Origin of the sequence: Arthrobacter sp. W4I7 (assembly GCF_030816215.1) — a bacterium.
In the GTDB taxonomy this organism is placed as follows: Bacteria; Actinomycetota; Actinomycetes; order Actinomycetales; family Micrococcaceae; genus Arthrobacter; species Arthrobacter siccitolerans_A.
In genome coordinates, this window is record NZ_JAUSXU010000001.1 from 1,232,107 (window position 1) to 1,258,097 (window position 25,991).

23 protein-coding genes and 1 tRNA gene are annotated in these 25,991 nt (G+C 66.0%); 18 read left to right on the forward strand and 6 right to left on the reverse strand.

Annotation, left to right across the window (positions count from 1 at the left end):
• The first annotated feature begins 62 nt into the window (after positions 1-62).
• The 6 genes from QF047_RS05710 (at position 63) to QF047_RS05735 (ending at position 7,988) form a co-directional block, all read left to right on the forward strand.
• Positions 63-410: a hypothetical protein gene (locus tag QF047_RS05710; RefSeq protein WP_307274766.1), complete on the forward strand. Its 348-nt coding sequence runs from the start codon at positions 63-65 to the stop codon at positions 408-410.
• Positions 407-1,516 carry an NAD(P)/FAD-dependent oxidoreductase gene (locus tag QF047_RS05715; protein WP_307274767.1) on the forward strand — a complete coding sequence of 370 codons (1,110 nt, stop codon included), beginning with the start codon at positions 407-409 and terminating at the stop codon, positions 1,514-1,516. Before QF047_RS05710 ends, QF047_RS05715 begins: the two co-directional genes overlap by 4 nt.
• Positions 1,517-1,525: 9 nt before the next feature.
• Positions 1,526-3,604, forward strand: a complete 2,079-nt coding sequence (locus QF047_RS05720; protein ID WP_373427746.1) for an acyltransferase family protein — start codon at positions 1,526-1,528, stop codon at positions 3,602-3,604.
• Positions 3,605-3,838: 234 nt separating this feature from the next.
• Positions 3,839-5,350, forward strand: coding sequence for an IMP dehydrogenase (gene guaB / locus QF047_RS05725; RefSeq protein WP_050054391.1), 1,512 nt, complete (start codon positions 3,839-3,841; stop codon positions 5,348-5,350).
• Positions 5,351-5,577: 227 nt separating this feature from the next.
• Positions 5,578-6,090: a hypothetical protein gene (locus QF047_RS05730; protein WP_307274769.1), complete on the forward strand. Its 513-nt coding sequence runs from the start codon at positions 5,578-5,580 to the stop codon at positions 6,088-6,090.
• A gap of 38 nt (positions 6,091-6,128) precedes the next feature.
• The gene (locus QF047_RS05735) at positions 6,129-7,988 is read left to right on the forward strand and encodes an ABC transporter ATP-binding protein (RefSeq protein WP_307274771.1); all 1,860 of its coding nucleotides are present in this window, start codon (positions 6,129-6,131) and stop codon (positions 7,986-7,988) included.
• A gap of 15 nt (positions 7,989-8,003) precedes the next feature.
• On the opposite strand, the gene QF047_RS05740 is transcribed toward QF047_RS05735, so the two are convergent.
• Positions 8,004-8,540: a hypothetical protein gene (locus tag QF047_RS05740; RefSeq protein ID WP_307274773.1), complete on the reverse strand. Its 537-nt coding sequence runs from the start codon at positions 8,538-8,540 to the stop codon at positions 8,004-8,006.
• 55 nt (positions 8,541-8,595) lie between these two features.
• Complete coding sequence (locus QF047_RS05745; protein WP_307274775.1) at positions 8,596-9,243, reverse strand: hypothetical protein; 648 nt, start codon at positions 9,241-9,243, stop codon at positions 8,596-8,598.
• Between the two features lie 49 nt (positions 9,244-9,292).
• Between QF047_RS05745 and QF047_RS05750 the strand changes: the two genes are divergently transcribed.
• From QF047_RS05750 to QF047_RS05780, 7 genes are all read left to right on the forward strand, one after another.
• Positions 9,293-10,429 (forward strand): GuaB3 family IMP dehydrogenase-related protein, encoded by a 1,137-nt coding sequence (locus QF047_RS05750; protein WP_307274777.1) that lies wholly within the window; start codon positions 9,293-9,295, stop codon positions 10,427-10,429.
• 100 nt (positions 10,430-10,529) lie between these two features.
• Complete coding sequence (locus tag QF047_RS05755; protein ID WP_306634696.1) at positions 10,530-12,269, forward strand: glycerol-3-phosphate dehydrogenase/oxidase; 1,740 nt, start codon at positions 10,530-10,532, stop codon at positions 12,267-12,269.
• A 39-nt stretch (positions 12,270-12,308) separates the two neighbouring features.
• Positions 12,309-12,797, forward strand: coding sequence for a PTS sugar transporter subunit IIA (locus tag QF047_RS05760; RefSeq protein WP_306634695.1), 489 nt, complete (start codon positions 12,309-12,311; stop codon positions 12,795-12,797).
• Between the two features lie 61 nt (positions 12,798-12,858).
• On the forward strand, positions 12,859-13,719 hold the full coding sequence (locus QF047_RS05765) for an SURF1 family protein (RefSeq protein WP_307274780.1): 861 nt from the start codon (positions 12,859-12,861) through the stop codon (positions 13,717-13,719).
• The gene (locus QF047_RS05770; RefSeq protein ID WP_307274781.1) at positions 13,716-14,237 is read left to right on the forward strand and encodes a DUF3817 domain-containing protein; all 522 of its coding nucleotides are present in this window, start codon (positions 13,716-13,718) and stop codon (positions 14,235-14,237) included. Before QF047_RS05765 ends, QF047_RS05770 begins: the two co-directional genes overlap by 4 nt.
• Before the next feature lie 124 nt (positions 14,238-14,361).
• Positions 14,362-15,951 (forward strand): glutamine-hydrolyzing GMP synthase, encoded by a 1,590-nt coding sequence (gene guaA / locus QF047_RS05775; protein WP_307274783.1) that lies wholly within the window; start codon positions 14,362-14,364, stop codon positions 15,949-15,951.
• A 129-nt stretch (positions 15,952-16,080) separates the two neighbouring features.
• Positions 16,081-20,301, forward strand: a complete 4,221-nt coding sequence (locus tag QF047_RS05780; RefSeq protein ID WP_307274786.1) for a DUF4011 domain-containing protein — start codon at positions 16,081-16,083, stop codon at positions 20,299-20,301.
• Between the two features lie 46 nt (positions 20,302-20,347).
• On the opposite strand, the gene QF047_RS05785 is transcribed toward QF047_RS05780, so the two are convergent.
• The 3 genes from QF047_RS05785 to QF047_RS05795 form a co-directional block, all read right to left on the reverse strand.
• The gene (locus tag QF047_RS05785; RefSeq protein WP_307274788.1) at positions 20,348-21,073 is read right to left on the reverse strand and encodes an RcpC/CpaB family pilus assembly protein; all 726 of its coding nucleotides are present in this window, start codon (positions 21,071-21,073) and stop codon (positions 20,348-20,350) included.
• Positions 21,074-21,173: 100 nt separating this feature from the next.
• Positions 21,174-21,449: an FmdB family zinc ribbon protein gene (locus QF047_RS05790; RefSeq protein ID WP_306634678.1), complete on the reverse strand. Its 276-nt coding sequence runs from the start codon at positions 21,447-21,449 to the stop codon at positions 21,174-21,176.
• 124 nt (positions 21,450-21,573) lie between these two features.
• Positions 21,574-22,191, reverse strand: coding sequence for a 5-formyltetrahydrofolate cyclo-ligase (locus tag QF047_RS05795; RefSeq protein WP_306634676.1), 618 nt, complete (start codon positions 22,189-22,191; stop codon positions 21,574-21,576).
• Positions 22,192-22,295: 104 nt separating this feature from the next.
• Here QF047_RS05795 and galU point away from each other — a divergent pair, with 104 nt between their 5' ends.
• From galU to QF047_RS05815, 4 genes are all read left to right on the forward strand, one after another.
• Complete coding sequence (gene galU / locus QF047_RS05800) at positions 22,296-23,201, forward strand: UTP--glucose-1-phosphate uridylyltransferase GalU (RefSeq protein ID WP_306634674.1); 906 nt, start codon at positions 22,296-22,298, stop codon at positions 23,199-23,201.
• Positions 23,202-23,205: 4 nt separating this feature from the next.
• Complete coding sequence (locus QF047_RS05805; RefSeq protein ID WP_307274792.1) at positions 23,206-23,826, forward strand: GNAT family N-acetyltransferase; 621 nt, start codon at positions 23,206-23,208, stop codon at positions 23,824-23,826.
• Positions 23,827-23,907: 81 nt separating this feature from the next.
• Positions 23,908-24,825 (forward strand): hypothetical protein, encoded by a 918-nt coding sequence (locus tag QF047_RS05810; protein ID WP_307274794.1) that lies wholly within the window; start codon positions 23,908-23,910, stop codon positions 24,823-24,825.
• A 120-nt stretch (positions 24,826-24,945) separates the two neighbouring features.
• Positions 24,946-25,018 (forward strand) — tRNA-Ala (locus QF047_RS05815).
• Between the two features lie 58 nt (positions 25,019-25,076).
• On the opposite strand, the gene QF047_RS05820 is transcribed toward QF047_RS05815, so the two are convergent.
• Complete coding sequence (locus QF047_RS05820; RefSeq protein WP_307274795.1) at positions 25,077-25,340, reverse strand: antibiotic biosynthesis monooxygenase; 264 nt, start codon at positions 25,338-25,340, stop codon at positions 25,077-25,079.
• 220 nt (positions 25,341-25,560) lie between these two features.
• On the opposite strand from QF047_RS05820, the gene QF047_RS05825 reads away from it, so the two are divergent.
• Positions 25,561-25,989 carry a nuclear transport factor 2 family protein gene (locus tag QF047_RS05825; protein ID WP_307274797.1) on the forward strand — a complete coding sequence of 143 codons (429 nt, stop codon included), beginning with the start codon at positions 25,561-25,563 and terminating at the stop codon, positions 25,987-25,989.
• Positions 25,990-25,991 lie beyond the last annotated feature (2 nt).

A 25,991-nucleotide genomic window follows, 5' to 3' on the forward strand; every position in this document is an offset into this window, starting at 1 on the left:
GGCGCGCAATCTGCATGATTTGGGCGACGCGGAGCAGCAGGCGGCGGTCATAGCCTCAAAGCATGAACCTTCCAGTCCTTGCCGGCACGCTTTCCACGGTCCTGTTTGCCGCAGGAATGCTGCCGATGCTGGCCAAAGCCGCCCGCACGCGGGACCTCGCCTCCTACAGCCTGGGGAACCTGGTCCTGAGCAATGTGGCGAACGTTGTGCACTCGGTTTACGTGTTCCACCTCCCGGCCGGACCAATCTGGGTCCTTCACCTCGCCTACGTCCTGGCCTCCGCCCTGATGCTTGCCTGGTGGCTGCGCTACAGGGAACCGGGCAGCCGGCGCGGAGCAACCGTACCGGCGGGACAACAGGAAGATTCAGCCGCAGGCATCCCCGCCAGTGAAATAGGAGTAAAGCCATGAACAACAGCAACGTGACCGGCATGCTGGACACGATCATTATCGGCGGCGGCCAGGCCGGCCTCGCCCTGGGCCACCATCTGAAGAAGCAGCAACGGAACTTCCTCATCCTCGACGCGAACCGGCGCACCGGCGACGCCTGGCGCCAGCGCTGGGATTCGCTCCGGGTATTCACCCCCGCAAAGTATGACGGGCTGCCCGGCGAGCCGTTCCCGGCAGACCCGCTGTCCTTCCCCACCAAGGATGAACTGGCCGGATACTTGGAAGGCTACGCGGAACGGAACGCCCTGCCCGTGCTTCACGGCACCCGGGTGGAGCGCCTGTGGCGGGAGGATGGCCACTTCCTCGCAGCGTCGGGCGACGGCCGCCGCTGGGAGGCGCGCAACGCCGTCGTTGCCACCGGGGTCAGCCAGGCTCCCAGGGTTCCCGCCTTCGCTGCCGGGTTGGCACCTTCCACAGTCCAGTTCCACTCCAGTGACTACCGGAATCCCGGCCAACTGCAGGACGGCCCGGTCCTGGTGGTGGGGGTGGGAAATTCAGGAGCCGAGATCGCCCTCGAAGTGTGCAGGACGCACCCCACCACGATTGCGGGAAAGCCTGGGGGCGAACTGCCGGTGAAGCACGGCCGGGCAGCCGCCCGCTTCGTACTGCCGGTGGTGCGCTTCCTCGGCCTGCACGTCCTCAACCTCGACACGCCGGTGGGACGCAAGGCAGCACCGGCGTTCAAGGCACACGCTGCGCCCCTGATCAGGACCAAGACCAAGGACCTGGCCGCGGCCGGAGTCCGGCTGGTGCCACGGGTCACCGGCGTGGAAGACGGCAAGCCCGTCCTGGCGGACGGCACCCGGCTGGACGCCGCCAACGTCATCTGGTGCACCGGTTTCCGGGACGACTTCAGCTGGGTCGATCCGGACCTGCTCGACGACGGTGCGCTGCCGCGGCAGCACCGCGGCGTGGCGCTTGATACGCCGGGATTGTTCTTCCTGGGGCAGGAATTTTTGTATGCGGCAGCATCCGCAACGCTGCCGGGAGGAAGCCGCGACGCGCAGTACCTGGCAGGGAAAATTCCCCAACTGGGTAGAATCGATGTTTTGCCTATGCACCAGTGAGGTCTATTTGTGTCGGTAGCGAGAACAGGGGCTGCAGCCAAGCCGCTGCCCGGAGGCAGTACCAGGGGCCGGAAACCAACTTTCCGGCCCGAGGTGCAGGGGCTCCGGGCGCTCGCCGTGCTGATGGTGGTTGCGTACCATGTGTGGCTGGGCCGGGTGTCCGGCGGTGTGGATATCTTCCTGCTGATCTCCGCCTTCCTGCTTACGCTGTCCTTCGTCCGGAAGACCGAAGCGGGGCGCCCGTTCGGACTCCTGGCGCACTGGCTGCACCTGTTCAAGCGGCTGTTGCCGGCCGCCGTCGTGGTGATCCTGGGCGTTCTCGCCGGAACCTGGCTGATCCTGCCGCAGAGCCGCTGGCCGCAGGTACTGGACCAGGCCTGGGCATCGCTGCTGTACAGGCAGAACTGGCTGCTCGCCGATACTGCAGTTGACTACTATGCCCAGGACCATGCCGGTGCCAGCCCCCTCCAGCACTTCTGGTCCCTCTCCATCCAGGGCCAGGTGTTCATCCTCTGGCCGCTGATCTTCGCCGGCGCCGCGGGGCTGCTGGCGCTCCTGCGCCGGGTGCCGGCCTGTGCCGGCCTGACCTACCGCGGCCTGCTGGCGGTGGTCTTCGGCGCCGTCTTTGCCTTTTCGCTCGCGTACTCGGTGGAGCAGACCGCCACCAACCAGGCGTATGCCTACTTCGACACCCGGGCCCGCCTCTGGGAGTTCGCCCTGGGGTCCCTGTTGGCCCTCGCGCTGCCGTACCTCAAACCCGCACGGGCGCTGCGGGTAGTGCTGGGCTGGGCCGGGCTGGCCGCCATGATTTCGTGCGGCCTGCTGCTGACCGTGGACCGTTCCTTCCCCGGGTACGTCGCGCTGTGGCCCACATTCGCGGGGGCCGCGATCATCATCGCCGGGCAGACCGGCAGCCGCTGCGGCGTGGACAGGATTCTCAGCAGCAGGCCGCTGGTGGCACTGGGTGACAACTCCTACGCTTTGTACCTGTGGCACTGGCCGGTCCTTGTCCTGGCGCTGGCCGCTACCGGGGTGGAGGCACCCAACCTGGTCCAGGGCCTGGCAATAGTCGGCGCCTCCGTGGTCCTGGCCGTCCTCACCACGCGCTTCGTGGAAAAGCCGTTGCGGGACTGGCACTGGCCCAAGCTGCGGGCCCGGCGCACCGCCGTCGTGATTGTCGCCTGCGGCGCCTTGCTGGCAGGTCCCGTGGCCATCTGGCAGACCACGCTCACCGCAGAGGAAAGCGCGACGGCGGCCCAGCCGCGGGAGCTCACGCCGGGGGCGGCCGCGCTCAGCCCGGAGAACGCCGCGGTACCCGCTGCCGGTGCCAGGATCATCCCGGGCCCCGCCGCACTGGACAACGACTGGGCAGGCATCCAGGCTCCGTGCGTCGATGCCAATGCCACCAGCAACCCCATTTTGGAGGGCTGCCGGCAGGCAGTCCCCGAAGGGGAAGTGACCAAGCGCATAGTGGTCCTGGGGGATTCGCACTCCCAGCAGTACCTGGGTGCCCTCGCCCCCATCGCGGCCGCGCGGGGCTGGGAACTGGTGACGCTGCTGATGCCTGCCTGCCGCTTCGGGGCCGAATCGGAAACCCGGAACGCCGAGTGCAACGCCTACAACCATGCCAGTGCCGCCTATGTCCTGGAACACCGGCCGGATGCGGTGTTCACCGTGGCATCGCTGACGCACGAGGAAGCACCGTTCGAGACAGAGGTGCCGGGATACCTGGACGGCGTCCGCCCGTTCGCCGACGCGGGCATCGAGATTGTCGGGATCCGGGACAACCCGCGGTTCACCTTCAACATGCCCGAGTGCGTCCAGCGCAACGGTGCGGAGGCCCACGAGTGCAGCGTTCCCGTGGAGGAGTCCCTGGCGGACCCTTCACCACTGGAGGGCTACCGGGGCAAGGTCAACGGCCTGCACCTGATGGACCTGAGCGACTTCATCTGCGCGCGCGGGATCTGCCCCGGGGTGGTGGGAAATGTATACGTCTATAAGGACGACAACCACCTCACCCGGACTTACGTGGAAACCATGATCCCCATGTTTGAGCAGCGCCTCCTCACCGCGACAGGCTGGAACTGATTCTTTTCCCGTGATGCCCTGCCGTGTGCTGGGGCCGTGCGGTTGCTCACATCGGGCGGATGGAATAGGGGGATCGGCGCCGAGGTTCTAATATTTACTCAACACTTTCTGACCTCCGGACCGCCGCATCACGTAGTGGTCTGCACGATCTTCTGCACAGGCCAGTCCCGTAATGACGGGCTGGTCATCGGCTGCAACCCCTACCCGCACGCAACCAAGGTAAGAGGCGCACTCATGACCGAGCCCGAACACAACCCCTTTGGCTTCATCGGCCTGACCTACGATGACGTCCTGCTCCTTCCCGGCCACACCGAGGTCATCCCCTCCGAAGCGGACACCTCCTCCCGGATCTCCAAGCGGATCACCGTGCAGACACCCCTGCTCTCCGCCGCCATGGACACCGTGACGGAGTCCAGGATGGCCATCGCCATGGCCCGCCAGGGCGGCCTGGGCGTGGTGCACCGCAACCTGTCCATCGCCGACCAGGCGGACCAGGTGGACCGCGTCAAGCGCAGCGAATCGGGCATGATCACCAACCCGCTGACCATCCGCCCCGAGGCCACACTCCGCGAACTGGATGACCTGTGCGCCCAGTACCGCGTGTCCGGCCTGCCGGTCGTTGACGAGGACAACCGCCTGCTGGGCATCGTCACCAACCGCGACACCCGCTTTGTGCCGGAGTCCGACTTCCCGCTGCGGCTTGTCAGCGACGTGATGACCAAGATGCCGCTGGTCACCGGGCACGTGGGCATCAGCCGCGAAGAAGCCTCGCACAAGCTGGCCACCAACAAGATCGAAAAACTGCCGCTGGTGGATGAGCAGGGCCGGTTGAAGGGCCTGATCACCACCAAGGACTTCACCAAGGCAGAGCAGTACCCGCTGGCCACTAAGGATGACGAAGGCCGCCTCCGCGTGGGTGCAGCCATCGGCTTCTTCGGGGACGGCTGGGAGCGCGCCATGGCACTGGTGGATGCCGGCGTCGACGCCCTGTTCGTGGACACCGCCAACGGCCACTCGCAGGGCGTGCTGGACATGATCCGCCGCCTCAAGTCCGATCCTGTTGCAGCGCATGTGGACGTCATCGGCGGCCAGGCTGCCACCCGCGAAGGCGCCCAGGCCCTGATCGACGCCGGCGCCGACGGCATCAAGGTGGGCGTGGGGCCGGGCTCCATCTGCACCACCCGCGTGGTAGCCGGTGTGGGCGTCCCGCAGATCACCGCCATCTACGAATCCGCCAAGGCTGCCATCCCGGCCGGTGTTCCGCTGATCGCCGACGGCGGCCTCCAGTACTCCGGCGACATCGGCAAGGCCCTCGTTGCCGGCGCCGACACCGTGATGCTCGGCTCCCTCCTGGCCGGCTGCGATGAGTCCCCGGGCGAGCTGATCTTCGTCAACGGCAAGCAGTTCAAGTCCTACCGCGGCATGGGCTCCCTGGGCGCCATGCAGTCCCGGGGCAAGAACACGTCCTACTCCAAGGACCGCTACTTCCAGGCCGACGTTTCCGGCGATGACAAACTCATTCCCGAAGGCATCGAAGGCCGCGTGGCGTACCGCGGTCCACTGGCTTCCGTGGCGTACCAACTGGTGGGCGGCCTGCGCCAGACCATGTTCTACACCGGTGCGCCTACCGTCCCCGAGCTGAAGGCGCGCGGCAAGTTTGTCCGGATCACCCCGGCAGGCCTGAAGGAGTCGCACCCGCACGACATCCAGATGACCGTCGAGGCGCCGAACTACGGCTCCCGCTGATCATTTAGAAGGGATGGGCATTACTGCCCATCCCTTCTTTTTGAGCGATAAAGTACATTCGATGGATATACATGCGGCAATTGGGGGACGGTTTGGGCAGCGGTCACGCTCCTGCAGCGGGCCGCTGAGGACCTGATGCGGCAGGCCGATGAACAGCAGCCACCCGCTAATTGCCGCCACAGATCCCGAGAATGAGGAAGCCCTTGCAGACATCCTGGCGGAAATCCGTGAGCGGTAGGCCCAGGTCCGCGCCGGAATGGCGCCTGGCCGGAGCGGCAGCACTCCTAGCAATGGTGGCCTCCTGCGGCCAGCCTGGAAATGGAAAGAACCCGGACATCAGCCTCGAATCAGCCAAGACCAAAGTCATGTCCTCGGAACAGGAAATCCTGGGGCTGCTGCCCGGCGATGCGGTTTTGTCCACGTTCGCCCACGATACGTCCGGACTCATGCCCTGCACTGGTGGAGACCGGCGCAAGTGGACCGGGGACGCTGTTGCTGAAGTCGGGGCCGATGTGGACCGCGAAGCCATCCTCGATGAGGTGGTCGAGCTGATGGAGGCCAAGGACGGCTGGACGGTGGATGACGGCAAAACCCCCGGCGGAGCCCGGCGCATCGACCTTCTGCACAGCGACGGCACTCACCTGTTCGTGTTCTTCGTGGGCGGCCCTGAATCGCTGCGGGTCGAGGGCTACAGTGCCTGCTTCGACTTCCCGGACTACGAGTACGGCGAGGAGTACTGACACCCGCCTAACCCGGGGCGCGGCACTAGGCTGATTCCATGCCCCCATCACGCCACCCGGCGGAACTGGCCCCGAAGCGGGAACCCTCGCGACGGCTGGCCCTTCGCCCGTACGCCCGCGCCGTTGCCCAGGTCCTGAGGGTCAGTTTCCGGGCCTCCCCGGGCGCTGTGGTTATGAAAGTGCTCGGCTCCCTGATCTCGGCCGTACTTCCGCTGGTCACCACCTACTTCGCCGCGCTCACCACAACAGCGCTGGCAGCGGCTTATTCGGGCGATGCAGGAGCCGGGCAGTTGGCGATTGTCTACGTCATCATCACCGCGGCCCTGGGGCTTTTCTGGGGTGCGTTCAACAGCGTGGACCGCTACATCCAGCAGCTGATGAGCTTCAAAGTGGGCGCCATCGTGGGCGACCAGATGTACGAGCGGTTCCTCGCCCTCGAGTTCTGGCGCTACGACGACAAAGAAACCGTTGACCTGTACGACCGGGCCAAGAGGTTCTCCGACTCCTACGCCCGGGTACTGGATCGGATCGCTGCCATCTTCACCCAGCTTGTGTCGGTCATCCTTGCTATCGGGGCACTGCTGCTGGTCAGCTGGTGGATCGCCGTGATTGTCCTGGTGGCCATCGTGCCCAGCGTGTACCTGCAGTTCAAGCTGTCCAGGGAGCAGATCGCGCACTGGAACACGCAGGTGGACTCACGCCGGCAGCGCCGGATGATCGAGCAGAACCTGCTCAGGCCGCAGCACATTGCCGAGATGCGTCTCTACGGAATCGTCGGCTTCCTCATGGACCTCCGGTCCCGCCTGCGCGACGCTGACGAGCGCCGCCGCCTCGATTTCCAGCGCCGGTACATCCCCAAGCAGCTCGCCGCGGACGCCCTCCAGTACGGCGCGGAGGTTGTCTCGCTGATCTGGGTGGTGGGGCAGATCATCGCCCGGGCGCAACCTGTGGGCCAGTTCCTCTACGTCCAGCAGATTGTCAGCCGGGCGCTGTCCACGGCCAACAACCTGGTCTCCTCCCTCAGCTCTATTGACGAGGACCTGGCCAACCTCAAGGACTACGAGCTTTTTATGGCGTTGCCGGTGCACTCGGAGCACGCGCCGCCGCTGCTGGACTCCCCGAAGACCGTTGAGCTGAAGGACATCCGCTTCACCTACACCGGCAGTGACATCGAGGTGATCCGCGGCATCAGCATGACCATCCGCGAAGGCCAGCACATCGCCATTGTGGGGGAGAACGGCGCCGGGAAGTCCACGCTGATCCGCATCCTCGCAGGCCTTTACCGCCCGGACTCGGGGCAGGTGATGCTCGACGGCGTGGACCTGGCCGCCGTCGACGTCACCTCCTGGCACCGGCACCTGGCGGTGCTGAGCCAGGAATTCCTCAAATACGAGTTCGCCACGGCTGCGGAGAACATCTACTTCGGTGACGTCGACTCACCCCGGAACGAGGACCGCATCCGGCGGGCCGCCGCAGACGCGGAGGCGCTCGACTTCATCAACAAACTCCCCAACGGGCTGGACAACCACGTCAGTAACTGGATGGAGGATCCCCGCGGCCGCAAGGGCAGCGGGCTGTCGGGCGGCCAGTGGCAGCGGCTGGCGATGGCCCGCAACTTCTACCGGGACGCCTCCTTCATGGTGATGGACGAGCCGACATCGGCCATCGATGCCCTCGCTGAACACCGCATCTTCACCCGCCTCTTTGCGGACCGCAGCAGCACCATCATCGCCATCAGCCACCGGCTCGCCACCATCGAAAAGGCGGACATCGTCTACATGCTGGAGGACGGGCAGATTGTGGAACAGGGCACGCACAACGAACTCGTGGCGCTGCGGGGCCGCTACTTCAGGATGTTCGAGTCGCAGCTGAGCGTGGAGGAATCCGAAGGCGCCTGAGTCCGGAATTTTGTTTTAGCCGCGTTCCAGCCAGCTTCTGTAAAGCCGCTCCCGCTCCCGGTGGAGGTGCCGGGAGTAGAGCATTCCTGCTGCAACGGGGAGGGGAAATGCAACCAGGAACGCTGAGACCGGAAGAGCCTCCGGGGACAATCCCTCGGGAGCGAGGAAGCTCAAAGCAGCGACGAACGCGAGCATGATGACAACCATGGCGATAGCTGAGTTCGGAACTATGCGAATGTACTGCTCAGCACGGTTCACGTCATCAGCCGGGCGGGGAGCCGTCCGCGTGAAGCGCGGGCCGACGGCCGATACGCAGCCCACGCCTGAAATTCCCAATCCCAGGCCGGCCAGCACCAGGCCGTTCTCCGGGTTTTGATCCGTTGCCCACAGCACGGCGGCCTGCGCCGCACCAGGGAGGGCGAAGACCATTCCCGTCCACCAAAACCAGAAGACGCGGGCCCGGCGGTGGGCGTAGCCCAGGGCAAGCTGCGGAAAGTTCGCCGTGCTGGTTGCAGTCCCGTTGATGTCAGCCCCACAAATTCTTGGCGCCATGGCGTTCCCCCAAATTTGTTCGCAGCAGCCCAAGCGGTTCCGCGCCAAATTTATGTCATTCTGCAGGAGGGCGCGATGGGGACTTGTCCCCGGCCGCGCCGGTGTCCACCACTGTGGTGCGGACCCTGGCGAGGCTGCGCTGCGGCGGGACACTGCTGAAGCCGAAGTCCACTGCCGGCACGATGGGGGATAACGCCCCGGCATCGGCGCCGTCCCAGCTGACGACGGCGGAGCTGATACTGCGGAGGTCACTCACCCCGTAATACTCGTGCCGGCCGCTCCCGGCGGCTCCGGAGGTACGCGACCCGCCACTGAGAACGGCGGCAATCGGGCTGATAACCCGCAGCCAGCGGGGATGGACGGCCAGACACCGGGGGACGGCGCGCAGAACATGTCCAAGGATGGTCCGGGCGCCAACTCCAGCCCGAATCACCAGGGGACCGGCGTCCACACTGAGGTCCTGCTGATTCAGTGCCGCCGACACGTCCAGAATCCGGACCTCGTCGAAGCGGTAGGTGTCGGAGATGAAGTCAGCCACCTCCTCGCTGGGCGCGAGCAACAGCCGGTGCCCGGAAGGCTCCTGCACCATAACGTCGGAGAAGGGACCAAACGGGGAGGAGTTCCAGATTCCCACCACTGCCCGCAGGCCCGATCCGGTGCCAATGCCGGCAATGTGGCCGTCGAAGATCCAGCGCGAACCCATCCAGCCACTGTAGCCAAAGACAACAGTGCGGCTGGGATAACCTAGAGCAGTGACTTACGAGATCGAGATCGGCCGTGGCAAGCGTGGGCGTCGTGCCTACTCCCTGGATGACATTGCAATTATCCCCAACCGTCGTACCCGCGACCCCAAGGACGTCTCCGTCTCGTGGCAGATCGACGCCTACCAGTTCGGCATGCCGGTGATCGCAGCCCCGATGGACTCGGCGATGTCCCCGGCAACAGCCATCGCCCTGGGCAAGCTCGGCGGCCTGGGTGTGCTGGACCTCGAAGGGCTCTGGACCCGGTACGAAGACCCGCAGCCCGTCCTCGACGAGATCGGCGCGCTTGAGGACGAGGTCAACAGCCCCGCCGTGACGGGCCGGATGCAGGAGCTGTATAAGGCGCCCATCCAGCCCGAACTGATCACCTCCCGCCTGGCCGAGATGCGCGCCGCCGACGTCACGGTGGCCGGTTCCCTCACCCCGCAGCGCACCCAGGAGCACTACAAGACTGTCCTGGCTGCCGGCGTCGACATCTTTGTTATCCGCGGCACCACCGTGTCCGCCGAGCATGTGTCCAAGGACCACGAGCCGCTGAACCTCAAGCAGTTCATCTACGAGCTGGACGTCCCTGTCATCGTGGGCGGGGCAGCCGGCTACACCCCCGCACTGCACCTCATGCGCACCGGCGCGGCCGGCGTCCTGGTGGGCTTCGGCGGCGGCGCCACCACCACTACCCGTCGTGCCCTGGGCATCCACTCGCCCATGGCATCGGCCATCTCAGACGTCGCTGCGGCCCGCCGCGACTACATGGATGAGTCAGGCGGGCGTTACGTCCACGTTATTGCCGACGGCGGCATGGGCAGCTCGGGCGATATCGTCAAGGCCATCGCCATGGGCGCCGACGCCGTCATGCTCGGCCATGCGCTGGCGCGCGCCGAAGAGGCGCCCGGCAAGGGCTGGCACTGGGGGCAGGAAGCACACCACCTCGAATTGCCCCGCGGCGACCGCGTCAACGTCGGCACGGTGGGACCCTTGGAAGAGGTCCTGTTCGGCCCCGGCCACCACACCAACGGAACGTCCAACCTTATCGGCGCGCTCCGCCGCTCCATGGCGACCACCGGCTATTCGGACCTGAAGGAATTCCAGCGCGTCGACGTCGTGGTTTCCCCCTACTCAGGAAACTGACGCACGGGGCAGCAGCCCGTTCCCTGCCTGCCCTGCCCAAGCGCCCCGCGACGAAGTAGTGTGGTTCCACGACCGGGACTAGCGGCAGTGGAGGCGTTCAATGAAGAGTTTTCCTGATCACGGCGGAGCCTTGGGACCTGCAGCCAGGGAGGCTGCCATTGAGCGGCTGAGGGCGACGGCGGAGCCCGGCCGGGAGCTGGACATCCTCATTGTTGGCGGCGGCATCGTGGGCACCGGAACCGCCCTGGATGCCGTCACCCGGGGATTGGACGTGGGCATCGTTGAGGCCAGTGACTGGGCGGCTGGAACCTCCTCGCGATCCTCCAAGCTCATCCACGGTGGCCTGCGCTACCTGGAAATGCTCGACTTCGCGCTCGTCAAAGAGGCGCTGCAGGAACGCGGGCTGCTGCTCTCCGAACTCGCGCCCCACCTGGCCCGGCCCGTGCCCTTCCTGTATCCGCTGACGAAACCCTTCTTCGAACGGCCCTACGTTGGCGCCGGAATTGCGTTATACGACGCGATGTCCGTTTCCAGCGGCCACAGCAGGGGAGTGCCGTTCCACAAACACCTCAGCAAACGGGGAACGCTGCGCGCGGCGCCAAGCCTGAAGGACGACGCCTTTGTGGGGTCCATCCGTTACTACGACGGCCAGGTGGATGATGCGAAATACTGCGCCAACCTCATCCGGACAGCCGCTTACTACGGTGCCCACGCGGTCAACCAGATGGCCGTGGTGGACTTCCTGCGCGAAGGCGAACGTGTTGTGGGCGCCAAAGTGGTCAACCATGAGGACGGGACGCAGTTCAAGATCCGGGCCAAGCAGGTCATCAACGCCACCGGCGTCTGGACCGACGAAACCCAGGCCATGGTCACCGAGCGCGGCCAACTGAAAGTCCGGGCATCCAAGGGGATCCACCTGGTGGTCCCCCGCGACCGTTTCCAGTCCACTGTGGGCCTGATCCTGCGGACCGAGAAGTCCGTGCTCTTTGTCATTCCCTGGGGCCGGCACTGGATCATCGGCACCACGGACACTGACTGGCACCTGGACAAAGCCCATCCGGCGGCGTCCAGCAAGGACATCGACTACATCCTGGAACACGTCAACAAGGTCCTCAAGCGGCCACTGACCCGCGAAGACGTGGAAGGGGTCTACGCCGGCCTGCGCCCGCTGCTTGCCGGGGAAAACGACTCCACCGCCAAGCTGTCACGCGAGCACGTGGTGGCGCACCCGGTTCCCGGCCTGGTGGTGGTGGCCGGGGGCAAATGGACCACTTACCGGGTGATGGCCAAGGACGCCGTGGACGAGGCCACCCGGACCATGGACGAACGTGTCCCGCCCAGTTGCACGGAAACCATCCCGCTGCTGGGCGCGAGCGGCTTCAAGGCGGCCTGGAACCGGCGGAACCGCACCGCTGAGGAATCCGGCGTGCACGTGGCCCGGATCGAACATCTGCTCAACCGGTACGGCTCGCTGACCCCCGAAGTCCTGGCCATCATCAAGGAGAACCCGGACCTCGCCGAACCGATTCCCGGAGCCGATGACTACCTGCAGGCTGAAGCCGTTTATGCCGCCACCCACGAGGGCGCGCGCCACGTCAACGACGTCCTCACGCGTCGGACCCGGATTTCCATCGAGGCGTGGGACCGCGGTGTGTCAGCAGTACCGGTAGTCGCTAAACTGATGGGTGACGTCCTTGGCTGGAGCGAGGCCCAACGCGAAAACGAGATCAGGCACTACATCGCACGGGTGGAGGCGGAACGCCTGAGCCAGCAACAGCCGGACGACGAATCCGCAGACGCCGCCCGACTGGGCGTGGAAGATATCGTGCCCTTGCGCTGAGGGGCCCGCGGCACCAGCTCCTCACTGAAGGGATACGCCTTGGCGGAACCACTTGACCGGTACGATGCCGACCTCACCACTCCCGACATGGTGATCCTGGAGCTGGAGGCAACGGACAAGGCAGACGCCGCCACCCAGCTTGCGGAAAGGCTCTTCGCCGCCGGCCGGGTATCGGACCTGCCCGGGTTCCTGCAGCACGTCAACGCACGGGAGCACCAGCTGGCCACCGGGCTTCCGGGCGGCATCGGCCTGCCCCACGCCCGCAGCGAATACGTGTCCCGCACCTCGATTGCTGTGGGCATCACCAAGTACGGGCACGCGCTGGACTTCGGTGCCGCCGACGGCCCGGCCACGGTGATCCTGCTGATTGCCACCCCGGCCAGCTCGTTCTCGGACCACCTCGAAGTCCTGGCCACCCTGGCCCGTTCGCTGTCCAAGGAGTCCTTCCGCGAATCGCTCCGGCGTGCCTACGACGCCGAAGTTATCTCCGAGCTCATCAATTCCAGCCTGGTGTTTTTCGACCACTGACGCCCTGGCCCAAGCACCTGGCGTTTAGTTGTTCTACAGCGGGACGAAGTACGGTTAAGACGTGTGGAAAACTGCCCTCAAGCCCCGATGGATCGCAGGCTTTGTTTTTGCGATCGTACTATCCGGGGTCTTCGTGCTGCTCAGCCAATGGCAGTTCGGCCGCTCCACCCAGCCGGAAGCCCCGGTGAACCCGGCCACCGAGCAGGTACAACCCCTCACCGAAACGCTTGAGCCCGGGGACTTTTTCCACGGGACCGACGCCGACCAGATGGTCAGTGCGCAGGGCACCTACGACCCCGCCAAGCAGGTCCTGGTCCCGGGCAGGCTGCACGACGGCAAGACCGGCTACTGGGTGGTTTCCGCCTTCGCCGTTTCCGGCGCCCCCGCCCTCAGCGGCGTTGCCGCCTCTCCGCAAACCTGGATCCCGGTGGCCCGCGGATGGGTGGCCGATCCCGCTGATGCCGGCACCCCGCCGTCGGGCACTATTGAACTCACAGGGCGGCTCCTGCCGTCCGAGGCACCGGTGGCCGGGACGGCAGCCGCGCCCGGGCAGGCCACAGCGGTGTCAGTGGCGGAACTCATCAACTACTGGGACGTCAGCAGCTATCCCGGCTTCGTGGCCGCCACCGCGGAGGTGGCCGACGGAGTGGACGTCAGTGCCGCCGCGGTGCGGGGAGACATCCTTCCGCTCGGGATCGGTCCGCAGCCGCCCGCGCAGAAAATCAACTGGCTCAACCTCTTCTACTCCCTTGAATGGGTTGTCTTCGCCGGCTTCGCGCTCTTCATCTGGTGGCGGCTGGTTAAGGACGACTACCACCGGGACCTCGAAGAAGCCCTCGATGAGGCCGGGGACAGCCATCCGCCTTCGAAGCCAAGCCAGCACCAGCACCCTGAACCGAACCAGCAAAAGGTAGAACCATGATTGATCCCAAACCGGCCAGCCCCGCAGGCAGTAACACTGCCGGCAACGCCAGCGGCAAGGCGTCCGGCAGGAAGCGCCGTTTCGGCGGCACCGAGGCGCAGATCCGGTCCGCCCTGAAGTTCTACAAGGTGCTGGCCTATCTCACGGGCACCATGCTGCTGCTGCTCTGTGCCGAGCTGATCGTCAGGTACGGGTTCGGACAATACCTCTTCGCCGGCGGCACCAGCGCCGTCACGGGCCAGCCGTTCGGGTTTGGCTTCGGGGACGCGGAACCCCAGGGCGTGCTGGGCGGGGTCAACCTGTCCGTGGCCATCCTCATTGTCCATGGCTGGATGTACGTGGTGTACCTGGTCTCCAACTTCCGGCTGTGGTCGCTGATGCGGTGGCCGTTCCTGAAGTTGGTCCTGCTGGCACTGGGCGGCGTTATTCCGTTCCTGTCCTTCATCGTGGAGAAGAGGGTCCATGCCGAGGTGGAGGCCGAACTCGCGGCCAACCCCCAGGCACCCCAGCGGTACTGATTGGCCACTGCGGCGCTGCCTGCCCGTGCCGTTGCCTGGCGCGCTGTTGCCTTGCGGGGAGTGCTGCGTCACAGCGCGGCTTCTCAAGGTGCGCCGGTCCAACGGCGCCAAGTAGGCTAGTACGGTGACTACTCCCACTGCATCCCAGACTTCCCAGAAGCCGGTGCTGGTTGTTGACTACGGTGCCCAGTACGCGCAGCTGATTGCCCGCCGCGTCCGGGAAGCAAATGTGTATTCGGAAGTGGTTCCGCATACCTACACAACCGAGCAGCTCCTGGCCAAGAACCCCGCCGCCATCATCCTTTCCGGCGGCCCCTCCAGCGTCTACGCTGACGGCGCCCCCAGCGTCGGGGCCGACCTGTTCGAAGCCGGTGTTCCCGTCTTTGGGATCTGCTACGGCTTCCAGGCCATGGCCAACGCCCTGGGCGGCAAGGTGGACAAGACCGGGCTGCGGGAGTACGGCTCCACCGAAACCACCATCGTCGGCGATGGCCGCTCTGTCCTTGAGGGCATGCCGCAGCACCAGAAGACCTGGATGAGCCACGGCGATTCCGTCCATGAGGCACCGGACGGCTTTGAAGTGCTGGCGACGACGGCGGGTGCTGAAGTTGCTGCCTTCGCCAACGAGGAGAAGGGCCTCTTCGGCGTGCAGTGGCACCCCGAGGTCAAGCACTCGGCCTACGGCCAGCAAGTCCTGGAAAACTTCCTCTTCAAGGGCGCCCGGCTGGAACCCAACTGGACCACCGGCAACATCCTCGAGGAGCAGGTGGAGCGCATCCGCAAGCAGATCGGCGATGCCCGGGTCATCTGCGGCCTTTCCGGCGGCGTGGACTCCGCAGTTGCCGCAGCCCTCGTCCAGCGCGCCGTCGGCGACCAGCTGACCTGTGTGTTCGTGGACCACGGCCTGCTGCGCGAAGGCGAAGCCGAGCAGGTGGAACGCGACTTCGTCGCCGCCACCGGCGTCAAGCTCTACGTCGCCAATGAGCAGGAGCGGTTCCAGGCTGCCCTGGCCGGCGTCAGCGATCCGGAAACGAAGCGCAAGATCATCGGCCGCGAGTTCATCCGTGCGTTTGAAGAAGCTGAACTGGCCATCATCGCCGAGGCGGCTGCGCACGGCGAAAAGATCAAGTTCCTGGTCCAGGGCACGCTGTACCCGGACGTCGTCGAATCCGGCGGCGGCGAAGGTGCCGCGAACATCAAGAGCCATCACAACGTGGGCGGGCTCCCGGAGGACCTGCAGTTCGAGCTCGTGGAGCCGCTGCGCGCCCTCTTCAAAGATGAGGTCCGTGCCGTCGGCGCCCAGCTGGGCCTGCCGCAGGAGATCGTTGGCCGCCAGCCCTTCCCGGGTCCCGGACTTGGTATCCGCATCGTCGGTGAAGTCACCAAGGAGCGGCTGGACCTGCTGCGCAAGGCCGACGCGATTGCCCGTGCCGAGCTCACCGCAGCCGGACTGGACAACGACGTCTGGCAGATGCCGGTGGTCCTCCTGGCCGATGTCCGCAGCGTCGGTGTCATGGGGGATGGCCGCACCTACGGCCACCCCATCGTGCTCCGTCCGGTCTCCTCGGAGGACGCCATGACGGCGGACTGGTCACGGCTGCCGTACGAACTCCTTGCCAGGATCTCCAACCGGATCACCAACGAGGTGGAAGGCGTCAACCGCGTGGTGCTCGACGTCACCAGCAAGCCGCCGGGAACCATCGAGTGGGAATAGCAGCATGAGTGGCCGGCCTCAGTTCAAGAGGCCGGCCATCGCTGTTTCTTCCCCGAAATCCTTGGCAATTTGGCCTGCCCCAGTGTTGCGGTCTCTCAGTCCGGCGCCGGAGCGGCTACTCTCGAATCTATGCCGGTATGGTCCAGGGCGTCACGCGCAAGCGCAGAAAAGAAGGCAGTAGTGTCAGTTGGTCAAGGCCACCCGGAAGGCTCGGAGGAACTCCGTAAATGGCTGTCCGTGCTTAAACCCGTCACCGGGGCGGACACAATGCTGCGCTTCACCAAGACGCCTGAGGGCTCCATTGACCTGACCCACGCCCACCCGTCCGGCCTGGCCCAGCTGATGGCGGGGCGCCGGACCCGGCTTTCCACGCTCATCCGGGACCGCCAGCAGTACGTGGTGGCGGCCCGCGCCTCCCGGAACATCCGGTCCAAGATCTTCGAGCTTGCCAACGATCGCGGCATCGACGCCGGATACCTTTCGGCAGGCACGGTGGTATGGACGTCCGCCGTCGGCGGCAAGCCTCAGCGCATCTCCGCGCCGGTGATGCTCACGGCGATTTCCCTCACCGTCCGTCCCGGCGAGGACGACTACGAACTGCAGCTGACCGAACAGGCCCATATCAACCCCGCGCTGGTACGGCACCTGAAGAACGTTCACGGCATCGTCTTCGACGTCAACGCCGTCACCCGGCTCGCCTACAGCACCGCCCGGTTCGATCCGCAGCCCGTCCTGGACCGGCTGGCGACGCTGGTCAGGCCCATCCACGGGGCCGAGGCCCAGCACAACCTGCTGGTGTCCACATTTGCGGACCTCTCCGGAAACCTGGACGATCCGTGGATCAACGACTCCAACCCCATCGTGTCCGCCCTTGCCACTGCGGCAGGCGGCGAAGTGGTGGACGTGAAGGAACCGGATCCCGCACGGTTCCCCCCGCTGGACAGCAGGCACCCCAGCGACGAGATGCTCCTGCTGGACGCCGACGTCGACCAGCAGTACGTTATCGACGCCGCCCGCGCCGGCGATTCCCTGGTGGTCAGCAGCCCTCCCGGGACCGGCCAGACCCAAACCGCCCTCAACACCATCGGCGCCCTGGTGGACGCCGGAAAGACCGTCCTGGTGGTGGGCGACCGCCGCGCCAGCCTCAACGAGGTGTCCAGCCAGCTGGAAACCCTGGGCCTTGAGTCCATCCTGTTCCAGTTATCCGGGAACGTTACTCCCCAACAGCTGAAAGGGCAGCTGGTCCGCGCCATTGTCCGGAACGAAAAATCCCTGGAACCCCAGCTGGGGAACCTGTACAACACGCTGACGGAGCACCGGCACGCCCTGATGGACCACGTGGCATCGCTGCACAACGTCCGCCAGCGCTGGGGCTGCTCGCCCTACCAGGCCATGCAGTCACTGGCTGAGCTCACGTCGATCCATCCGGCGCCCGCCACCACTGTCCGGCTGAAGCGGAGTGTCCTGGACAGCATCCGGGACCGCGACGAGCTGGCTGAGCGGCTCCGCCGGGCCGCGGAGCTGGGCAGCTTCAGCAAGGCGTCCACCACCAGCCCCTGGCACGGTGCACGGCTCCTCACCCGCAAGGAAACAGAGGAGGCCCAGGACCTGGTCCGGTCCGTCGAAAAGAGCCTGCCGGCCCTGCGTGAACGCATGAACGCCGTGGCGGAGCATGCCGAGATCCGGCTGGGCGCCTCCTTCGCCGAATGGGGCGAACAGCTTGAGCTCCTGATGGCTGTGCGGGGAAGCCTGGACAAGTTCACCCCGGATATCTTCGACAGGCCTGTCACCGACCTCATTTCAGCCACCGCGCCGTCAGCCTGGCGCCGGGAGCGCGGCATCGAATTGACCGCCATGCAGCGGTCGCGGCTGCGCAGGGTGGCCAAGGAATACGTCCGGCCGGGCGTCCATATTGCCGATCTCCACAGTTCCCTGGTCCTGGTGCAGGAACAGCGTGCGTTGTGGGCCGGCTATGCCACCACCCAGCGCCACCCTGCGGTTCCGTCCGGGCTCGCCGAAATCAGCGCCATGTACCGTGCCTTGGACGGTGAGCTGGCCCAGCTCGGTGAAGCGCTCCGGCACACCGGGGCCGGCGGCGAACTGTCCGGTGTCCGGTACGAGGAGCTCATGGAGCGGCTCGAGCGGCTCGTGGCGGACACCGATACCCTCAAAACCCTGCCTGAGCGCACCCTCCTGATCGAGAATATGCGCGAGCACGGGCTGGGCGAGCTCCTGGCCGACCTGGCCGAGCGCGAGGTGCCGGCGCATTCGGTGGCGGCAGAACTTGAACTGGCATGGTGGCAGTCGGCGCTCGAGGCCATGATCAGCGGCGACGACTACCTGGCCATGTCCGACGGTGATGCCCTGCGGCAGCTCGAGGCCGAATACCGGCTGGCGGACAACGCCCATATCGCCAGCGGCGCGGCACGGCTTCGCTGGGACCTGGCCGAACGGTGGCGTGCCGCCATCGCCGCCCACCCCCGCCAGGCCGACCTGCTGCGGAGCCTGCTCAAGGACGGCCGGGTGTCACTCCCTGCACTGACTGCGCAGGCGCCCGACCTGATCGGCACCCTGGTGCCCGTCTGGTCCGTCAGCCCCTACCTGATGACCGGCCTCCTGCCCGCCGAACAGCACTTCGACGCTGTGGTGATCCTGGATTCCGAGGCAACCTCGCTCCAGGCCGTGCTTCCGTCCATCGCCCGTGCCCGGCAGGTGATCGCTTTTGGTGACGCCATGATCGCCAGCCCGCGGACCTTCACCGTGGGCGTGGAGCGGCTGGCGGCAGGGGAGACGGCCCACCAGCGGGTGGAAAGTGCTTTCAAGGCACTGTCCGCCGTGCTTCCTGTGTGGCGCCTCAACTTCGTCTACCGCGCGGTGGACGAGGACCTGGTCCTGCAGCTCAGCAAAAACTTTTACGACGGCGGCCTGCGCCGGCTGCCCGAGGGCCAGTCCGCCACGGGCCTGGACCGGGCACTCCTGGTGGAGTACCTGCCGGACGGCACCGGCCTTCCCAGTGCCGACCACGAAGGCGTGGAGTCGGTGGTGGCCGAGGTTAACCGCGTGGTGCAACTGGTCTTCGAACACGCCCGGACCCGTCCCCGCACGTCCCTGGCCGTGGTGACCGCCAGCCTCCGCCATGCCGCAAGGATCGGTGAATCCATCCGGCTGCAGCTGCCCAACCATCCGGGCCTGGCAGGATTCTTCGGCGCCGGTCCGGAGTCCTTCCGCGTGGTCGACCTGGAACGCGCCCAGGGCCTGGTGCGCGACCACGTCATCTTCTCTCCGGGCTTCGGCCGCACACCCCACGGCCGTGCGCTCCACAACTTCGGTCCGCTCTCCGCAGAAGGGGGCAGGGAGAAGTTTGCCCTGGCCATGACGCGGGCACGGCGGTCCATGCACGTGCTCACCTGCTTCCGGCCCGAGGACCTGGACCACACCCGGCTGGCGCACGGCGCAGTGGACCTGTACTCGCTGCTGGACCGCGAGATCTCGGGCAACACGGACCTCGGAACTCCCGCGTCACGCGCTGCCGCCAGCGAGCAGGCCTTGGGCGCGGATCCTTTGGTGGCTGACCTCGGGGACAGGCTGCGGGCACGCGGCGCGCGGGTATGGCACCAGTACGACGGTGCCATCGACGTGGTGGCCGCTGCCGATCCGCTCGGCACCATGGGCCAGGAGGACGCAGACCTGCCGTGGCCGGTGGCCATCGAGTCGGACGGTACCGAACAGTACCGGACCACGAGCGTGCGTGAACGGAGCCGGCTTCGCCCGCAGCTGCTGGAGCGGCTGGGCTGGCGGTACATGCCGCTGTGGACCATTGAAGTGTTCACTGATCCGTCGGCCTGCGCCGACCGCATTGCCGGATACCTGGGCCTTGAGCGCGTTGTTCTTCCGGGCCGGGCGGACACGTCCGCCGGGTTCCTGGACGACGACGTTGACCAGGCGCTTAACGGCATTGATGCCGGAGAGCAGAGGTCCCGGCGCAGTATGAGCCCGGACCAGTACGTGGCCGGCGGGGACCGGGGCCATCTGCAGGTAAAGCATCAGGACAGCAAGGAGGCGGTCCGCGTGGCCACCGAAGACAAGAACAACGACTCAGGGCAGGAAGCGCCCGTCCCGGCCGGGCCTGCACCGGAGGAAGGCCAGGACCAAGGCCAGGATCAGGGCGGTGACCAAGGCCAGGACCAGGGCGATGACCCGGGACGGAGCCTGGTCAAGGACCAGGGCCAGGCCGGCGCCGCCGGCATTCTGCCCACCAAGGCTGCCGAAGATGACCCTCGGCGCTGGGGCGATACGGATGAGGACCACGATGCCTGGTTGAAGGAACAGAAGCCGCCGCACTGGGGCTGAGAGCACGCGCACCCCGGCGTCCGCTCGCAATGGCCGCACGTACCCCCTAGGGTCCGACCAGGACAAAGAAGAGCTTCCCCTGAGTTGAGGCGCCGGCCAGTCGTGCCGCCTGCCCGGCGCTTGCCGCTACCACGATGAGTCCATCCGTTTCGGCGGTTGCGAGCCACTGCCCGCTCGAGCCGCCCTTGCCGGAGGTCCAAAGTACCGGTACAGCTGTTGCCAGGACTTCTGATGGCGACTGCTGGTCGAAGCCGTTGGCGTCTGTAAGCACCACATTGACAAGCTGCCCGGGCGAGACTAGCTGGATGGATGACGGGTCCGCCATTCGAAGAGGCACTGCGGCTGAACCCGGAGGTGTGCCTGCCAGCAGTCCCGGACCGAGCAGCTGGGCGTCCGTGAGAAGCTGGCCCTTGCGCAGCGGAGCCGCCAGCTGCTTGCCGGCCACGTGACCTGCCTGGTCCAGGAAACCCGCAGCCATCATGCCCGGCGGGACCTGCACACTGGCAAGGTCAGACGGCGCCAGCGCCGCGCCGGCCGGGAGGTCCCTGGCGGCAGCAACTGCGGTTACGGTCTCAACGGGTGCAGGGGTGAGCTGGTGGACGCTGATCGCGGCCGCCAGGCACAGCAGCAGGGCCGCGGCCAGCCGGCGGTTCCGGCCCAGCCATCTGGCAACACGGGCAGTTCCGGGCCGGCGGCGGGAGCCGCGGGGACTGCGGGCGCCGCGCGGGTAGCGGGAAGCACCACTGCCGGAGCTGGGGAGGTTTGCAGGCATGCGCCAACGCTAAGGCCGGCCGCAATGCCGGTACCAGGCGTAAGGCGCCCTATGTGGACAAACGGGCCGGCCGGCGTCGTACGGTGCTGCTGGGAGGCCCTTAGCTGGCAGCCGCAGCAGGCGCGGAAGCGGCGGGTGCCGCAGCCGGAGCCGGCGTTGAGGATGCGGCCGGGGCGGCCGAGACGGTGCTTCCCTTGGCGTCCCGGGAATCGGTGCGGTAGAAGCCGGATCCCTTGAAGACAACGCCCACGCTGTTGAATTTCTTGCGCAGTGTCCCCTGGCACTCGGGGCACGAGGTCAAAGAGCTGTCCGAAAACGACTGGACGATGTCGAAGGCATGGCCGCAATCTTTGCAGGCGTACGCATACGTTGGCACTTGTGCTCCTCCTCTTGGGCAAAACGAGAGGTCCCGTGCTGCCCGGCCGGAGGGTCCGTCCGTTAGCAGTCGCAGGGCCTGAGTGCTAATTCTACCATCCCCCGCAGGACCAGTGGAGTTGGACTTAGCCGCCGGCCAAGGACCGGAATCCTGACGGTGCCAGGATGGCCGGAACGGGACGGTCGAATTCCTCCTCGGGAATCTGCCCCGCGGGGAGCAACTCCTCGTCGTAGATAACGGCAGCCAGCGGGATATTCTTCCCGGCTGTGGCCAGATGGCCCAGGAACTTGTCGTAATAACCCCCGCCTTGCCCGATCCTGTTGCCTGTCACGTCAACTGCTGTCGCGGGGATAAACAGGGCGGCAGCCGTGGCTGCCACGTCCGGCCCGTGCCGCTCACCCCTGGGCTCGAGGATGGGAGCGAACCGGCTCTGCTCCAAGCCCGCGTCAGGGTCCCAGAAGACCCAGGCCAGTTCCCGCCCCGGCTCGCAGACAGGAAGCAGGACCCTGTGGCCGTTGTGATGGAGCGTGCTGATCAGCGGAAGCGTCGGAGGTTCCACTCCTACGCCGAAATAGACGCAGACCGTGGCCGGTGCTCCGCCGGTCAGGGAGCCGGCCCAGGCTGAGCCGTGGCGCGCAAGGGCAGCGCCTGCCGCCTCAAGCTGCCGGGGAGTCATCGTTGCCCGCCGTTGGCGGTGTGCCGTGCGGATCCTGTTCTTGACAGCCTTGGCATCCTCCAGCACGTCTTTCCTCCATCACTCGCCCATGCGGCGGCTTCGCTGCTGCCGGGGGTCCGGCAGCCCTTCAATAATTACTGATTGCTTGACGCTGACGTTAGATTAGTCGGGTGACTACCAGTAACCCCAGAGTTCGCAAAGCAGTTATACCCGCAGCCGGACTCGGCACCAGGTTCCTGCCTGCCACCAAGGCCATGCCCAAGGAAATGCTTCCGGTCGTGGACAAGCCTGCCATCCAGTACGTGGTTGAGGAAGCCGTGCATGTGGGCCTCAACGACGTCCTGATGATCACCGGGCGGAACAAGCGGGCCCTGGAAGACCACTTTGACCGCGTTCCGTCGCTGGAGTCCACCCTCGAAGGCAAAGGGGACGCGGAAAAGCTGGCGTCCGTCCAGGCCGCCAGCAACCTCGGCGACATCCACTACGTCCGCCAGGGTGACCCGAACGGCCTGGGCCACGCGGTCCTCCGGGCCAGGCAGCACGTCGGCAACGAAGCCTTCGCGGTCCTTTTGGGGGACGACCTGATTGACGCCCGCGACGAACTGCTCAGCACCATGATTGATGTGCACGCCAAAACGGGCGGCTCCGTCGTCGCCCTCATTGAGGTGGAGCCGTCCCAGATCAGCGCCTATGGCTGCGCCGACATCGAGGAGATCGACGGCGAGGGCTACGTCCGCATCAACAGGCTGGTCGAAAAGCCGGCCGCCGGGGAAGCTCCGTCCAACCTGGCGATTATTGGCCGGTACGTTCTCCACCCCGCAGTTTTCGATGTCCTGGAACGTACTGGTCCGGGCCGCGGCGGCGAAATCCAGCTCACCGATGCCCTGCAGGAACTCGCGTCCGGAGAGGGCGAGGGGCAGGGCGTTTACGGGGTGGTCTTTCGGGGACGCCGCTACGACACCGGGGACAAACTGAGCTACCTGAAGGCCTGCGTCCAGCTAGCCATTGACAGCGACGATCTTGGTCCCGGCCTTCGCGAATGGCTGCCGGGCTTCACCGCCGGCCTGTCCAAGTAGTCCCGTGCGCCCCGGCCCTATCTGGCCCGTCACCCTGGAGTGCGGCGACCTGGTCCTGAGGCCCATCCGGTACCGGGACAAAAAAGAATGGACGGAAGTACGGGCCCGCAACAGTGAATGGCTGGCGCCGTGGGAGGCCTCGAACCCGGATCCGGGCGGAGGGCTGCCCGACTACCGCCAAATGGTCCGTTCCCTCAACGCCCAGGCCGCCCAGGCCACCGCGCTTCCTTTTGTGATTACCGAACGTGTCCCGGCGGCCCGGAATCCGGTGATTGTCGGCCAACTGACCGTTTCGTCGATTGTCTGGGGCTCGGCCATGATGGCCACGCTGGGCTACTGGGTTGACCGGGCCCGGGCCGGGCAGGGGATAGCGCCCACCGCCGTGGCGCTGGTGACGGACCACTGCTTCCGCACCTTGGGACTGCACCGGATGGAAATCAACATCCGGCCCGAAAACGGGCCCAGCCTGCGGGTGGTGGAAAAGCTGGGCTTCCGGGATGAGGGATACCGGCCGCGCTATCTGCACATTAACGGCGAGTGGGCTGACCACCGCTCGTTTGCACTGACCTCCGAGGAGGTTCCGGAGGGGCTGCTGAACCGGTGGCTGGCTACCCGCGCGTCATAAATCCAATGATTTGCCAGCCGCGCCACGACACACCGTGGTGAATGCGGCTGCAGCCGTCGTGTTGCTCATACGGTTTTGAGTGTGGACTTCCCCCTTAGCAGCTCCGTGATCCTTGTGGTTGCCGTTGTGCTCTGGATTGTATGGGTTGCCCCCTACGTCCTCCGGAACCGCCGGCACCAGTTCCAGGCCGTCGGCGATTTCCTGGCAGACACATCTGCCGAGGATGTGCCGGACCCGCGAGCGGGGCTGGTCTTGAAGCTCGCCGCCCAGCAGGAGAAAGCCATGGACACCAGGAAGAGCACCGGATCCGCTACGGCAACAGGCAGCACCGCCACCACGGGCCATTTCAAAATCCGGTACGGCCGCACGGCGATTGCCCTGGCGGGACTGCTTTCCCTGCTGACCGCGTTCGTCTCTGCCCTGCTGCTGGCTTTCGGGCTGGGCAGCCCCGTGCTTCCGTTTGCCTGCGCCGCCATGGCCGTGGCGTCCGTGGTCCTGCTCCGCAGGCTCGCCATCCGTGACCGCAAGGCCAAGGTAAACGCTGCATTCCGTTCCGCGATGGCCGCGCCGGCCGCGAGGCCCGCAACGGCCCAGATGCCGCCGAAGCCTGAGGCTGCGCCCGCGCGTGCCGAAAGCCCCCTTTTTGATGCCGAAGCTAACCGGCCGAAGATCAAGCCGCTGACGGCAACGGAACTCCGTGAGGCAGCATTGGCCGTGGCGGTGGCAGCCGGTGACACCAGTGCTGTTAAGACCGAGCCGGGCACCACCTGGGAGCCCGTGGAGGTGCCCAAGCCGGTTTATGTCGCGGCGGCAAAGGCTGAACGTCCGGCACCGGAGCCCCTTGAGTTGCCCGAGGCGCCCAAGGCCACAGGCAAGCCGTCCCTGAAGCAGGGCGCCGCCGTCGTCCCCGCCGCACCGGGCGCCGAAGCCCAGCAGCTCACCAAGGCGCAGAGCGCGCTCAGCAATCTCGACGACGTCCTGCAGCGCCGCCGCGCGTGACCCTTTGCTGAGGCGGCCGGGTATTCCGGCCGCCTTTTGCATGCCAGTTGGCATTGAGCGCGGAAAATTTGTAGCCTAGGGTCACCGGTGCCGCACAGCAGCTGCAGGGCGGCTCGTTCCGGGGTTATAGCTCAGTTGGTAGAGCGCTTCGTTCGCATCGAAGAGGTCAGGGGTTCGAATCCCCTTAGCTCCACAAAATTTCTTCCCGCCCAGCGCCTCTACAGCCAGCCCTTCAGCTTGACGGCTCTTCCCTATTCGTAGAACTCGAACCGCGGCTCGCCCTGCATGCCGGCTTGCTGCATGGCATCTCTGAGCCCCGGGTGGTTCACGAAGGCGCGGGCTGTTTCGAGTGAATCGAAGTAGTGGAGCACCAGGACGTTGCTGGGGTCGTCGGCCATCCGATGTACTGAATGATCTGTCACTCCACCGGACTGCCGCAGCCCGTCCGCAGAATCGTACACCCTGCGGAAGGCATCGTAGTCGGCGAACCTGTGGAGGATGGTGACGAGTGGCATTCGGGAAGCTCCTTCAAGTCGTTCCGGGATCTGCTGGGTCAAGAATGTAAAGCTAGATCCGGGATCGGCACTGGTCAAGGTGTAAACCGTGCCGGTCAACATTCGGGCAGTGCGTCTGCGGTCGAAAACAACGTGCCGGGTGACCTGCAGGTCTCACTCATCGATGCTCGAAGGCCTAAAATTAAGAAGGGGTCCCTTTAAGCACCTCAGGAGGCATCTTATGGACTTCGACGCTGTCCTTGCGCAGTATCACGACGCGTTGGACGCCTTCGCCAAGGGCGACGCCCGTGACATCAAACGGTTGTATTCGCACCGGGACGACGTCGTCCTGGCAAACCCGTTCGGCCCTGCCGTCCAAGGTTGGGCCCATGCCGAAGCTCGTTTGGATTTCGCAGTAGCGCGCTTCCGTGACGGGGAGTGCAGCTCGTATGACAGCCTGTTCCGTCTGGTGTCGGACGATATGGCCGTCCTCCACGAACTAGAACACTGGAAAGCCAAGGTTTCGGGCAGATCGATATCAACTCCCTTCGTTCTTCGGGTGACGACGGTCTTCCGCAGGGAGGACGGAACGTGGCTGGTCGTGCTTCGGCACGCGGATCCGATCAGCAGTGTCGACGAGAACGGACCGCTCCGAGCGGGTACTGCATAGTT

Coding starts and splice junctions, on each gene's coding strand:
- QF047_RS05710 (WP_307274766.1), top strand. CDS start 63: ATGAACCTTCCAGTCCTTGCCGGCACGCTTTCCACGGTCCTGTTTGCC.
- QF047_RS05715 (WP_307274767.1), top strand. CDS start 407: ATGAACAACAGCAACGTGACCGGCATGCTGGACACGATCATTATCGGC.
- guaB (WP_050054391.1), top strand. CDS start 3,839: ATGACCGAGCCCGAACACAACCCCTTTGGCTTCATCGGCCTGACCTAC.
- QF047_RS05735 (WP_307274771.1), top strand. CDS start 6,129: ATGCCCCCATCACGCCACCCGGCGGAACTGGCCCCGAAGCGGGAACCC.
- QF047_RS05740 (WP_307274773.1), bottom strand. CDS start 8,540: ATGGCGCCAAGAATTTGTGGGGCTGACATCAACGGGACTGCAACCAGC.
- QF047_RS05745 (WP_307274775.1), bottom strand. CDS start 9,243: ATGGGTTCGCGCTGGATCTTCGACGGCCACATTGCCGGCATTGGCACC.
- QF047_RS05755 (WP_306634696.1), top strand. CDS start 10,530: ATGAAGAGTTTTCCTGATCACGGCGGAGCCTTGGGACCTGCAGCCAGG.
- QF047_RS05770 (WP_307274781.1), top strand. CDS start 13,716: ATGATTGATCCCAAACCGGCCAGCCCCGCAGGCAGTAACACTGCCGGC.
- QF047_RS05780 (WP_307274786.1), top strand. CDS start 16,081: ATGCCGGTATGGTCCAGGGCGTCACGCGCAAGCGCAGAAAAGAAGGCA.
- QF047_RS05785 (WP_307274788.1), bottom strand. CDS start 21,073: ATGCCTGCAAACCTCCCCAGCTCCGGCAGTGGTGCTTCCCGCTACCCG.
- QF047_RS05820 (WP_307274795.1), bottom strand. CDS start 25,340: ATGCCACTCGTCACCATCCTCCACAGGTTCGCCGACTACGATGCCTTC.
- QF047_RS05825 (WP_307274797.1), top strand. CDS start 25,561: ATGGACTTCGACGCTGTCCTTGCGCAGTATCACGACGCGTTGGACGCC.